This is a genomic window from Streptomyces sp. NPDC025638 (assembly GCF_055558775.1).
Genome location: NZ_JBVHLX010000019.1, coordinates 117,197 through 129,222, shown reverse-complemented (window position 1 = coordinate 129,222; position 12,026 = coordinate 117,197). Strand labels below are relative to the sequence as shown.

Genomic DNA, 12,026 nt, shown 5'->3' with positions numbered 1-12,026 from the left:
CCGCGGGGATCGGCTGCTTGCCCCGCCACCGTAGGCAGCCGGGATCTCAGCCCGCTTCTCCAGAATTGCTCCGGGTGCTGCCGGGGCCGCTTCTGAACCCGCCCGCCCAGAGCATGGCGTAGCAGCCCGGTATGAGCGCGGCCCCGCGGCCCACGTGCTTGACCCGGTACTCGCTGGGAGTCAGCCCGGTCCACGCCTTGAACCGCGTCGAGAACGTGCCCAGGCTGCTGAAGCCGACCAGATGGCAGATCTCGGTCACCGAGAGATTGGCGGTGCGCAGCAGGTCCTGGGCCCGCTCGATGCGACGGTGCGTCAGATACTGGCCGGGCGTCTCGCCGTACGTCTCCTTGAAGGCGCGGATGAAGTGATAGCGCGAGTACCCGGCGTGGGCCGCCACCGCGTCCAGGTCCAGCTCCGGGTCGGCCCAGTCGCGGTCCATGGCGTCCTTCGCCAGGCGCAACTGGCGCATCTTGTCCATACGGCGATGGTGGCACGCGGCACTGACATCGGGTCCCGGGCACGAAGAAGGCCCCCGGGGCGGACACCGTCCGGGGGCCTTCGTTCAGGGGCGGCTCAGACGGCCTCGATCACCGGGGCCGGCGCCGCGTCACCGCTGTCGGCCGCGGTCTCCGCCTTCTGGGGCCCGCTCTTGAGCGGGACCTCCTTCACGAACAGCGCCGCGGCCAGCACGATCACCGCGATCACCGCGCCGAGCAGGAACGCCGAGTGCGTACCGGCGGACACCGCGTGCTGGTACGCCTCCCGCACCGGCGCGGGCAGCTTGGCCAGGCTGGCCGCATCGAGCTGTGCGGACTTCTCGGTCATCTTGGCGGCCAGCGCCCCGCCCCGCTCGGCCATGACGTCCTGGACCCGCTGGTTGAACAGCGCGCCCATGATGGCGACACCGAAGGAGGAGCCGAGCGTACGGAACAGGGTGGTCGACGAGGACGCGACGCCCATGTCCTTCATCTCCACGCTGTTCTGCGCGACCAGCATGGTGATCTGCATCAGGCAGCCCATGCCGAGACCGAGGACGGCCATGTACACGCCCGAGGTGAACCGGGAGGTGCCGGTGTCCATCAGCGACAGCAGGTACAGGCCCGTGACCATCAGGACGGCGCCGACGATCGGGAAGACCTTGTAGCGGCCGCTGTTGGTGGTGACCCGCCCGGCCACCATCGAAGTCACGAGCATCGCGCCGAGCATCGGCAGGAGCAGCAGACCGGAGTTGGTGGCGGAGGCACCCTGCACCGACTGCTGGTACAGCGGCAGGAACAGTGTGGCGCCGAACATCACGAAGCCGGTGATGAAGCCGATGACCGACATCAGCGTGAAGTTGCGGCTGCGGAAGATGTGCAGCGGCAGGACCGGCTCGGCGGCCTTGGTCTGCCAGAACACGAAGCCGACCAGGGCGACGACGCCGATGGCGATCAGTTCCATGATCCGCGCGGACGTCCAGGCGTACTCGGTGCCACCCCAGGTGGTCACGAGCACGATCGAGGTGATGCCGACGGTCAGCAGCGCGGCGCCCAGGTAGTCGATCCGCGTCTTGGTGCGCTTCTTCGGCAGGTGCAGCACGGCGCTGATCAGCAGCAGCGCGACGGCGCCGAGCGGCAGGTTGATGTAGAAGGACCAGCGCCAGCCCCAGTTGTCGGTGATGGTGCCGCCGACCAGCGGGCCGCCGATCATCGCGAGCGCCATGACGCCGGCCATCATGCCCTGGTACTTGCCGCGCTCCCGCGGCGGGACGAGGTCGCCGATGATCGCCATGACGCCGACCATCAGACCGCCGGCGCCAAGACCCTGGACGGCCCGGAACCCGATCAGCTCGCCCATGTTCTGGGCCATGCCGCTCAGCGCGGAACCGATCAGGAAGATCACGATCGAGGTCATGAAGGCGCCCTTGCGCCCGTACATGTCGCCGAGCTTGCCCCAGATCGGGGTGGACGCCGCGGTGGCCAGTGTGTAACCGGTCACCACCCAGGACAGGTGCTGCAGGCCGCCCAGCTCACCGACGATGGTCGGCATCGCCGTGCCCACGATCATGTTGTCGAGCATCGCGAGCATCATCGCGATCATCAGCGCGAGCAGGACGACCCGCACGCTCCGCTGCTTCTTGCCCGGCCTCCCCGGCTGCTCGTCGGAGACCCCTTCGGGTGACTCCTGGCTCACCGAAGCCGCTTGTGTGTCCGCCATCTTTCCCACTCCCCCAGCGACTGGTACTTACTTGCCGCCCGGCTAGTTGTCTACACTGGGAAGTTAGCGTCGCAACTAGCCGGGCGTCAAGTAAGTTCCCTAGTCGGGCGGCAAGTAAGTTTCCGCGGGAGCGCGAGGAGTACGAGGATGGGCGTCACCATGGACGGCACCAAGCAGCAGCGCCGCGGCAACACCCGCCAGCGCATCCAGGACGTCGCGCTCGAACTCTTCGCCGAGCAGGGCTACGAGAAGACGTCATTGCGAGAGATCGCCGAGCACCTCGACGTGACCAAGGCGGCGCTCTACTACCACTTCAAGACGAAGGAAGAGATCATCGTCAGCCTCTTCGAGGGTCTGACGCAGCCGATGGAGGACCTGATCGAGTGGGGCAGCCGGCAGCCCCACACCTTGGAGACCAAGCAGGAGATCGTACGGCGCTACAGCCAGGCCCTGGTCGGCGCGGAACCGCTCTTCCGCTTCATGCAGGAGAACCAGGCGACGGTCCGCGAACTGCGCATCGGCGAAACCTTCAAGGACCGGATGCACAGTCTGCGGGACATCATGATCGACCCCGCGGCACCCCTCGTCGAGCAGGTCCGCTGCGTCAGCGCGCTGTTCACGCTGCACGCCGGGATGTTCGTGATGCAGGACCTGGAAGGCGACCCCGAGAAGCGGCGCGAGGCCGTTCTCGAAGTCGCCGTGGACCTCGTCACGCAGGCGCACCGGGGCGCCTGCCGGGAGGATCAGGTCAGACCTTGACGCCCTTGGCGTGCAGGAAGGCGACCGGGTCGACCGCGGAGCCGTAGTTCGGGGTCGTACGGATCTCGAAGTGCAGGTGCGGACCGGTGGAGTTGCCGGTGCTGCCGGACAGGGCTATGTGCTGGCCGGTCTTGACGACCTGCCCGATCTTGACGTCGATCCGGGACAGGTGGGCGTACTGCGAGTACGTCCCGTTGCCGTGCTTGATGACGACGGCGTTGCCGTACGCGGGACCGTCACCGGCGCCGTTGCCACCGGCCTTGACGACCGTGCCGCCGTGCGCGGCGACGACTTCCGTGCCCGTCGGCACGGCGAAGTCCTGCCCGCTGTGCTTGTGCGCCCAGTGGCTGCCGTCCTGCATGAAGCTGGCCGAGAGCGTGTACTTCTGCACCGGGTCGACCCAGGAGGTGGCGGACGCGGTGGCGGCGCTTGCGACCCCGGTTCCCACGACGGCCGTGGCACCCAGGCCGGCGGCCAGGACGGCCACCCGGGTACGGAGGTTGGACGTGCGGGTGGAACGGGACGTAACGCGCTTGAACATCTGGACCTCGTGGAGTCGGGGACTTGGAACCACCCGGCGCACAACCGTCCGCCGGATGGGGCATCTCTTGGTAACCCGCCGTCCCGCCTGGTCTCAAACCCCCCCGTCTACGGCGAAAGCTAGTACTCAGCCGCATAATCCGAAGACTCTTGACAGACAGGAGTTTTTCGGGCATCACCCCTCCGACGTCGCCCATTCACGGAGGATTGGGTAGCAAACATCCCTTTTGGCCTGCATTGAAGTCCCACTATCTCCTCTAGTAACGGACATATCGCCTGTGCGGCATGTCACCGGCTTCCAAGATCGACGGACACCGGAATGTGACCGGCGCTACGCTGGCCGGCGTTCGCGCGACTACGGGGGTGGGCGGGGATGGATCCGGCAGTGCTCGGCACCAGGCTCGCGTCGGGTCTGGTCGGCCCGCTGGTGAAGAAGCTCTTCGTGCAGGACGGGCCGGGGGCGGGGCTGGTCGACAAACCGGTGCGGCTGTCGGCCCTCGTCTCCTTCCGGGGCGAGAAGCGGACCCTGACCGACAAGGACGTACGAAAACTCGCGACCCGTCTGGTCAAGGAGGCCGTGGACTCGCCCGGGGAGCGGCCGTTCCCGGCGGACGAGGAAGAAGCGGTCACCCACGCCCTCACCGGCAAGCTCCTCGCGCTGGGCGAGCTCGACATGGACGACGTGCAGGCGGTGCAGCTCGGCTACCGGGAGCTGGCACGCAAGCTGCACCACCGGGCACCGACCAGGGACCTGACGGCCGACGCGTCCTTCTTCCTCGACTCGGTCACCGAGTGGGCCTGTCTGCACATCATCGACTTCTTCACCCGGCGCTCCACCTTTGTCGCCCACACGCTGATCGAGCAGAGCCGGGCCCAGGCGGAACTCATCGCCAAGCTGGACGAGCTGATCATCCGCAGCCCGCGACCGTTCGCCCGGGACGCGACGTTCGAGCGGCGGTATCTGGCGTATGTGGCCAAGAAGCACGGGCAGCTGACGATCTACGGCATCGATCTGGTGAACTCACCCGCCAAGTGGCCCTTGGACGTGGCGTATCTGAGCCTGGAGGCCACCGGGGAGAAGGCCCGTCTCGCGGACTTCGCCACGGGTCTTTCGCGGGAGGCCTTACCGGGCGGCGACGGCACGACGGCCGACGCCGTGCTCGCCGAGCTCCGGGCGGAGCTGCGGACCCTGGAGTCCCGCCCCGCCGACCAGATCCTGGCCGAACACGATCGCGTCCTGCTGCGCGGCGTCGCCGGCTCCGGCAAGACCACCCTCGTGCAGTGGCTGGCCGTCTCGGCCACCCGCGGCGAACCCGAGGGCCCGATGGCCTATCTGTACGGCCGCGTTCCGCTGGTCCTCCCGCTGCGCTCGCTCACCCGGCACGGAGAGCGGCTCCCCTCCCCGGACGGCTTCCTGAAGGCCTCCGGCTGTCCCCTGGCCGGGGCCCAGCCGGAGGGCTGGGCGGACCGCGTGCTCGACCGCGGCCGGGGCCTGGTCCTGGTCGACGGCATCGACGAGGTCCCCGAGACCGAGCGCGAGCGCGCCCGCGTCTGGCTCGGCGAGCTGGTCGCGGCCTACCCCGGCAACCGTTGGCTGGTGACCTCGCGCCCGAGCGCCGTACAGGACGACTGGCTGGCCGACGACGAGTTCACCGAGCTCACGCTCTCCGCGATGAGCCCGGCGGACGTGGCGTCCTTCGTCCGCCGCTGGCACACGGCGGCCCGCGGCGGGAACGAGGACGAGGACGCCGACCTGCGGACGTACCAGAGCCAGCTGCTCGCCGCCATCCGCGGCAAGGCCGACCTGGGCCGCCTCGCCACCAACCCCCTGATGTGCGGTCTGATCTGCGCCCTGCACCGCGACCGTCGCGGCTATCTCCCGCACGGCCGCAAGGAGTTGTACGAGGCCGCGCTCACCATGCTGCTCACCCGCCGGGACCGGGAGCGGGACGTGTCGGCCGTCGTGGAGCTGCAGCAGGAGCCGCAGACACAGCTCCTGCAGCGGCTCGCCTACTGGCTGATCCGCAACGGCCGTACGGAGCTGGACCGGGAGCGCGCCGAGCAGATCATCGCCGAGGCACTGCCCGCCGTACCGGCCGCCGCCGCGCTCGGTGAGGCGCCCGTCGTCTACCGCCACCTCCTCAACCGCAGCGGGCTGCTCCGTGAACCCGCCCCGGACACGCTGGACTTCATCCACCGCACCTTCCAGGACTATCTGGGGGCGCGCGCCGCGGTGGAGGTCTGGGACATCGGCCTGCTCGTCGAGCACGCGGCCGACGACCAGTGGGAGGACGTGATCCGGATGGCGGTGGCCCACGCCCGCCCCCGGGAGCGGGCCGAGATCCTGACCGGGCTGCTGGAGAAGGGCGACGCGTCGCTCGAAGGACGGGAGCGCGACCGGGTCTTCCTGCTGGCCGCCGCCTGTCTGGAACATGCGGCGGAGCTGGATCCCGGGGTCCGGGCCGCCGTGGAGAAGCGGGCGGGAACGCTGATTCCCCCGGCGAGCGTCACGGCGGCGGAGCAGCTGGCGGCCGTGGGTCCGCTCGTGCTCGACCTGCTGCCGGATCCGGAGGAACTGGAGCAAGGGGACGCGGTGATGGTGCTGATGACGGCCACGCGCGTGCGGTCGGACGCGGCGATCCCGTATCTGGCGCGATTCGCCAAGAACGTCTCGTCGCTGGTGATGTCGCGCCTGTTGTGGGCATGGGACCAGTTCGACACCGAGCGCTACGCCCTGGAAGTGCTCGCTCATGTCGATCCGACGGCGGTCGTGTTCCCCGTCACCAACACGGCCCGGCTGCGGGCGCTGCGCGCACTGGGCGGGCGTCCCATGGTGGAGTTCGTCGGCCGGGGCGTGGGGGTGGGCGAGCTGAGGTCGTACGTCGCCGACTTCCCGCCGGACAGGCTGGCCATCAGGGGCTATCTGGGACTCGACGACCTCTCCTTCCTCAAGAACGCGCCGTCGCTGACCGAGCTCGACATCACCGACTGCCCCAGCCTCAAGGACCTGGCCCCCCTGGCCGGACTCGGCCTGCGGACGCTGCATCTGCGCAGGCTGGGCTCCGGCCCGGAGCTGCGGGCCCTGGCGACGCTCGACCGGCTGACGGATCTCGTGCTCGAACTCGCGCCGACCGACACCTGGAACCTGGACCTGCTCTCGCAGCGCGCTCCCTTGAGCCGGCTCGTCCTGGACGCCGGCACCGCCCCGGAGGACGGACTGGCGGGCCTCGGGCGTCTCACCCGGCTGGTCGAGCTGAGCCTCAACGCCCGCAGCAGCCCCTCGTCGGCGGCCGACTGGGCGGATCTGGTCTCGCTGCCCGCGCTGGGCCGTCTCAGCCTGAACGGCGCCTCGCTCGGGCTGTGTCCGCGCTCCTTCGCCCTGCCCTCCGTGCATCTTCTGGCCCTCGCGGACGACCGCCCCGAACCCCTGGCCATGGAACGGATCCCCACGCTGTTTCCCCGGCTGGTCGAGTTGCACATCCTCGGCGGCGAGGACGTCAGGCAGCGCCTCGACCTCGAACCGCTCCTGGATCTGCCCGACTTGAGGTGTGTCTACTTCCCGGCCGGGCCCGCGCCGGTGCGCGGGCTCGACCAACTGCGAGGCAGACAGGTCCAGATCCTGGAGCAGATGGGGGGCGCGCCGTGGAAGTCGCGGCGCTAGACGGCGAGTTCGGGTTGGGGCGCGCCCAGAATTCACAGCACGGTGTGACGCAGATCTCTGTACGCCTACCCCCCGGTAACCTTACGGTTCCCCTCGCGCCATCCTCACCCAAGATCATGCCCCTGACAGGCCTGTACGGACGTGAGAGGACCCCCACCGATGACCAGACGCCCCTGGGCTCGCCGTATCACCGTGACCGCCGTCTCGGCGGCCGCGCTGGCGGCCATGGCCACCCCGGCCGACGCCGCGACCGCCACCAAGGTCGACTACGCGACCTGGCAGCAGGACTGCCAGAGCGTGATGGGCCAGGCCCTGCCGTATCTGAAGGACCGTATCGACGACGCCAAGCCCGGCGAGAAGCAGGCGATCGTCTTCGACATCGACAACACCACGCTGGAGACCGACTTCGGTTTCAGCTACCCGCAGCCGGCCAACAAGCCGGTCCTGAACGTCGCGAAGTACGCCCAGGAGCACGGCGTCTCCCTCTTCTTCGTCACCGCCCGCCCGGGCATCATCGCCGCGCCCACCGAGTTCAACCTCGAATACGACGGCTATGACGTCTCCGGTCTCTATGTCCGCGGCTTCTTCGACCTCTTCAAGGACGTCGGCGCGTACAAGACCGCCCAGCGCGTCGCGATCGAGAACAAGGGCTACACGATCATCGCGAACATCGGCAACAGCGCCACCGACCTGTCGGGCGGCCACGCCGAGAAGACGTTCAAGCTGCCCGACTACGACGGCCAGTTGTCGTAACCGCGGATCTTCGCGGCGCAGCGCATACGAAAGGGGCCGGTGCTCGAAAGCACCGGCCCCTTTCGTCGGCTCGACCCGCGGGGGGTCAGGCGTCCTTGCTCAGGTTCGGCCCGGCACCGCCGGCCGCCTGCTCGATCGGCGGGACGTCGGGCAGCGCCGACTTCTCCTCACCCCGGAAGGTGAAGGTCTGGGTCTCGCCCTCGCCCTCGGTGTCCACGACCACGATGTGACCGGGGCGCAGCTCGCCGAAGAGGATCTTCTCCGAGAGCGAGTCCTCGATCTCGCGCTGGATCGTGCGGCGCAGCGGCCGGGCGCCCATCACGGGGTCGTAACCCTTCTTGGACAGCAGCTCCTTGGCGGCCTGGGAGAGCTCGATGCCCATGTCCCGGTCCTTCAGGCGCTCGTCCACCTTGCTGATCATCAGGTCGACGATCCGCAGGATGTCGGCCGGGGTCAGCTGCGGGAAGACGACCACGTCGTCGACGCGGTTCAGGAACTCGGGGCGGAAGTGCTGCTTGAGCTCGTCCGACACCTTGTTCTTCATGCGCTCGTAGTTGGACTTCGTGTCGCCCGTGGCCGCGAAGCCCAGGTTGAAGCCCTTGGAGATGTCCCGGGTGCCGAGGTTGGTCGTCATGATGATGACCGTGTTCTTGAAGTCCACGACCCGGCCCTGGGAGTCGGTCAGACGACCGTCCTCCAGGATCTGCAGCAGCGAGTTGAAGATGTCCGGGTGGGCCTTCTCGACCTCGTCGAAGAGGACGACGGAGAACGGCTTGCGGCGGACCTTCTCGGTCAGCTGGCCGCCCTCTTCGTAGCCCACGTAGCCGGGGGGCGAACCGAAGAGCCGCGACACCGTGTGCTTCTCGCTGAACTCCGACATGTCGAGGGAGATCAGCGCGTCCTCGTCGCCGAAGAGGAACTCGGCGAGCGCCTTGGACAGCTCGGTCTTACCGACACCGGACGGACCGGCGAAGATGAACGAGCCACCCGGACGCTTCGGGTCCTTCAGACCCGCGCGAGTACGGCGGATCGCCTTCGAGAGCGCCTTGACGGCGTCGTCCTGGCCGATGACCCGCTTGTGCAGCTCCTCCTCCATGCGGAGCAGGCGGCTGGACTCCTCCTCGGTCAGCTTGAAGACCGGGATGCCGGTGGCCGTGGCGAGGACCTCGGCGATCAGCTCGCCGTCGACCTCGGCGACGACGTCCATGTCGCCGGCCTTCCACTCCTTCTCCCGCTTGGCCTTGGCGGCCAGGAGCTGCTTCTCCTTGTCGCGCAGGGAGGCGGCCTTCTCGAAGTCCTGCGAGTCGATCGCGGACTCCTTGTCCCGGCGGACGGCGGCGATCTTCTCGTCGAACTCGCGCAGGTCCGGCGGCGCGGTCATCCGGCGGATACGCATCCGGGAGCCGGCCTCGTCGATCAGGTCGATCGCCTTGTCCGGCAGGAAGCGGTCCGAGATGTACCGGTCGGCCAGGGTGGCGGCCTGGACCAGGGCCTCGTCCGTGATCGAGACGCGGTGGTGGGCCTCGTAGCGGTCGCGCAGACCCTTGAGGATCTCGATCGTGTGCGGCAGGGACGGCTCGGCGACCTGGATGGGCTGGAAGCGGCGCTCCAGGGCCGCGTCCTTCTCCAGGTGCTTGCGGTACTCGTCCAGCGTGGTCGCACCGATGGTCTGCAGCTCACCGCGGGCCAGCATCGGCTTCAGGATCGAGGCGGCATCGATGGCGCCCTCGGCGGCACCCGCACCGACCAGCGTGTGGAGCTCGTCGATGAACAGGATGATGTCGCCGCGGGTGCGGATCTCCTTGAGCACCTTCTTCAGGCGCTCCTCGAAGTCACCGCGGTAGCGGGAGCCGGCGACCAGGGCGCCGAGGTCCAGCGTGTAGAGGTGCTTGTCCTTGAGCGTCTCGGGCACCTCGCCCTTGACGATGGCCTGGGCGAGACCCTCGACGACGGCGGTCTTGCCGACGCCGGGCTCACCGATCAGGACCGGGTTGTTCTTCGTACGGCGGGACAGCACCTGCATGACCCGCTCGATCTCCTTCTCGCGCCCGATGACCGGGTCGAGCTTGGACTCACGAGCGGCCTGGGTGAGGTTCCGGCCGAACTGGTCCAGGACGAGGGAGGTCGAGGGGGTGCCCTCGGCCGGGCCGCCGGCGGTGGCGGTCTCCTTGCCCTGGTAGCCCGACAGCAGCTGGATGACCTGCTGGCGGACACGGTTGAGATCGGCACCCAGCTTGACCAGGACCTGGGCGGCGACGCCCTCGCCCTCACGGATCAGGCCGAGCAGGATGTGCTCGGTGCCGATGTAGTTGTGGCCCAGCTGAAGAGCCTCGCGGAGCGACAGCTCCAGGACCTTCTTGGCACGGGGGGTGAAGGGGATGTGCCCGGAAGGGGCCTGCTGGCCCTGGCCGATGATCTCCTCCACCTGCTGGCGGACCGCCTCGAGCGAAATCCCGAGGCTCTCAAGGGCCTTGGCGGCGACACCCTCACCCTCGTGGATCAGGCCCAGGAGGATGTGCTCGGTGCCGATGTAGTTGTGGTTGAGCATCCGGGCTTCTTCCTGAGCCAGGACGACAACCCGCCGCGCGCGGTCGGTGAACCTCTCGAACATCGTTAATCGCTCCTCAGAGCGGTCAGGCAGTGGGGGGAACTTCCCCTCCCTGTCCTTCCGCAGCTTAGTCCCGCAAGCGGGGACCGCTCATTCCAACTGCCGACACCGTCGATGGCCTCCTGACCCCGAACGCCGACATATGCTCCAACCCGATGGTGCGAGACGATGTTCCCGCAGGCCAGGCAGTTACCCCTGTCTCCAGTACGCCGATGGCGAACGTGAGACGGCCCGCCCTGCGTGTCGCCCCCTCCCACTAGGGATGTCTTACCCGTACGGACTGACACTCCATGCCGTGGGCACCGGTTCCCTCCGCTATGGGCGAACAACCTTGCGTCTGCCCGGGCCCCCTCGAGCCCCCTCGTCGGAGACTCTCCGCTGTCGATTGAACACTCAGCGTAACTCGCGAGGGTCTTCGGCGGTTGCACTTGGCATGGCTGGCACAGTCCCCAAGGTTCCGCTCCCCCGTCGTCCACTCGATGCGCACGATCCCTCCGGTCCGTACGACCCCTACGATCCGGTCGGCCCGGGCGACCCCGCGGCCCGGATCCGGCACTGGTACGAGAACGAACTGGGGTGGCCGACAGTGCCCGGTGAGCCGGTACGGCTCATCACCGGGCTGCGCTTCGACGTGCTGGACGTGCCGGCCGGGGCGGGCGCCGTGGCGCTGCGGCACCTGGCGCCGGGCTCTCCCGTGGCCCTTCAGGGGGACCGGATGCGGCTACTGGTGGCCGCGGGCAGCGCGGAGGAACTTCCGGGGCTGCTGGACTGGCTGGAGTGGGGCGCGCTGGTCCTCGATCTCGTCGCGCTGGGCGCGGGCGGGCGCATGGACGCGCCACTGCCTCCCGAGCGGGCCTCCACCGGGCCCCGGCCGCTGCCCCGGGGCCGCTCCGGTGCCGGTCCCGCCCTGCGCGCCCCCGACTCCGTGGAGGGGGCCGCCGTATGGCTGCGGCCCCCCGAGCCAGGGTGCGGGGCCGAGGCTTCGCTGCCGACGCTGTCGGCCATGGGGGGCGTGGGGGGCACCCCCGATCTCGTACGACTCGTGGACACGGTGGCGACGCAGTGCCACCGGATCCGGCTGCGGCGCGTATGCGCCGGGCCGCCGGTTTCTCAGCCGTTGGCCTTCTCATAGGCCTCGCGGATGGACGCGGGAACACGGCCACGGTCGTTGACCTCGTAACCGTTCTCCTTCGCCCAGGCACGGATCTGCGCGGTGTCCTGGCTGCCACCGGAAGCGGCACGGGCCTTTCCGCGCCCGCCCGAAGCACGGCCACCGGTACGCCGACCGCCCTTCACATAGGGCTCAAGAAGGCCACGCAGCTTGTCCGCATTGGCGGTCGTGAGGTCGATCTCGAACGTCTTGCCGTCCAGCGCGAACGTCACGGTCTCGTCCGCCTCGCCGCCGTCGAGGTCGTCGACAAGAAGGACCTGAACCTTCTGTGCCACCGGATTTCCTTTCATCGATAACTTCAAGGGCCGGGGGTCTGCGGCGTCCGCCGTTTCGCCGCC

Annotated in this window: 9 protein-coding genes; 4 read left to right on the top strand and 5 right to left on the bottom strand. The window is 68.8% G+C overall.

Annotated features, from left to right (window positions below):
- Positions 1–46: 46 nt before the first annotated feature.
- Both ACZ4EG_RS37980 and ACZ4EG_RS37975 read right to left on the bottom strand, forming a co-directional pair.
- The gene (locus ACZ4EG_RS37980) at positions 47–469 is read right to left on the bottom strand and encodes a helix-turn-helix transcriptional regulator (RefSeq protein WP_453547803.1); all 423 of its coding nucleotides are present in this window, start codon (positions 467–469) and stop codon (positions 47–49) included.
- A 104-nt stretch (positions 470–573) separates the two neighbouring features.
- Positions 574–2,196 (bottom strand): MDR family MFS transporter, encoded by a 1,623-nt coding sequence (locus tag ACZ4EG_RS37975; RefSeq protein WP_453547698.1) that lies wholly within the window; start codon positions 2,194–2,196, stop codon positions 574–576.
- 147 nt (positions 2,197–2,343) lie between these two features.
- On the opposite strand from ACZ4EG_RS37975, the gene ACZ4EG_RS37970 reads away from it, so the two are divergent.
- On the top strand, positions 2,344–2,955 hold the full coding sequence (locus ACZ4EG_RS37970; RefSeq protein WP_453547695.1) for a TetR/AcrR family transcriptional regulator: 612 nt from the start codon (positions 2,344–2,346) through the stop codon (positions 2,953–2,955).
- Here ACZ4EG_RS37970 and ACZ4EG_RS37965 read toward each other — a convergent pair.
- Positions 2,945–3,496, bottom strand: coding sequence for a M23 family metallopeptidase (locus ACZ4EG_RS37965; RefSeq protein ID WP_453547692.1), 552 nt, complete (start codon positions 3,494–3,496; stop codon positions 2,945–2,947). The genes ACZ4EG_RS37970 and ACZ4EG_RS37965 overlap by 11 nt on opposite strands.
- A gap of 372 nt (positions 3,497–3,868) precedes the next feature.
- On the opposite strand from ACZ4EG_RS37965, the gene ACZ4EG_RS37960 reads away from it, so the two are divergent.
- Both ACZ4EG_RS37960 and ACZ4EG_RS37955 read left to right on the top strand, forming a co-directional pair.
- Complete coding sequence (locus tag ACZ4EG_RS37960) at positions 3,869–7,156, top strand: NACHT domain-containing protein (protein ID WP_467793847.1); 3,288 nt, start codon at positions 3,869–3,871, stop codon at positions 7,154–7,156.
- A 159-nt stretch (positions 7,157–7,315) separates the two neighbouring features.
- The gene (locus ACZ4EG_RS37955; RefSeq protein WP_453547688.1) at positions 7,316–7,909 is read left to right on the top strand and encodes an HAD family acid phosphatase; all 594 of its coding nucleotides are present in this window, start codon (positions 7,316–7,318) and stop codon (positions 7,907–7,909) included.
- Positions 7,910–7,994: 85 nt separating this feature from the next.
- Here ACZ4EG_RS37955 and ACZ4EG_RS37950 read toward each other — a convergent pair whose 3' ends face one another.
- On the bottom strand, positions 7,995–10,520 hold the full coding sequence (locus ACZ4EG_RS37950) for an ATP-dependent Clp protease ATP-binding subunit (protein ID WP_453547686.1): 2,526 nt from the start codon (positions 10,518–10,520) through the stop codon (positions 7,995–7,997).
- A 430-nt stretch (positions 10,521–10,950) separates the two neighbouring features.
- Here ACZ4EG_RS37950 and ACZ4EG_RS37945 point away from each other — a divergent pair, with 430 nt between their 5' ends.
- Positions 10,951–11,649, top strand: coding sequence for an SCO3374 family protein (locus ACZ4EG_RS37945; RefSeq protein WP_467793846.1), 699 nt, complete (start codon positions 10,951–10,953; stop codon positions 11,647–11,649).
- On the opposite strand, the gene ACZ4EG_RS37940 is transcribed toward ACZ4EG_RS37945, so the two are convergent.
- Positions 11,628–11,963, bottom strand: coding sequence for a histone-like nucleoid-structuring protein Lsr2 (locus tag ACZ4EG_RS37940; protein ID WP_453547682.1), 336 nt, complete (start codon positions 11,961–11,963; stop codon positions 11,628–11,630). The genes ACZ4EG_RS37945 and ACZ4EG_RS37940 overlap by 22 nt on opposite strands.
- Between the last annotated feature and the right edge of the window lie 63 nt (positions 11,964–12,026).

Coding starts and splice junctions, on each gene's coding strand:
- ACZ4EG_RS37980 (WP_453547803.1), bottom strand. CDS start 469: ATGCGCCAGTTGCGCCTGGCGAAGGACGCCATGGACCGCGACTGGGCC.
- ACZ4EG_RS37975 (WP_453547698.1), bottom strand. CDS start 2,196: ATGGCGGACACACAAGCGGCTTCGGTGAGCCAGGAGTCACCCGAAGGG.
- ACZ4EG_RS37970 (WP_453547695.1), top strand. CDS start 2,344: ATGGGCGTCACCATGGACGGCACCAAGCAGCAGCGCCGCGGCAACACC.
- ACZ4EG_RS37965 (WP_453547692.1), bottom strand. CDS start 3,496: ATGTTCAAGCGCGTTACGTCCCGTTCCACCCGCACGTCCAACCTCCGT.
- ACZ4EG_RS37960 (WP_467793847.1), top strand. CDS start 3,869: ATGGATCCGGCAGTGCTCGGCACCAGGCTCGCGTCGGGTCTGGTCGGC.
- ACZ4EG_RS37955 (WP_453547688.1), top strand. CDS start 7,316: ATGACCAGACGCCCCTGGGCTCGCCGTATCACCGTGACCGCCGTCTCG.
- ACZ4EG_RS37950 (WP_453547686.1), bottom strand. CDS start 10,520: ATGTTCGAGAGGTTCACCGACCGCGCGCGGCGGGTTGTCGTCCTGGCT.
- ACZ4EG_RS37945 (WP_467793846.1), top strand. CDS start 10,951: ATGGCTGGCACAGTCCCCAAGGTTCCGCTCCCCCGTCGTCCACTCGAT.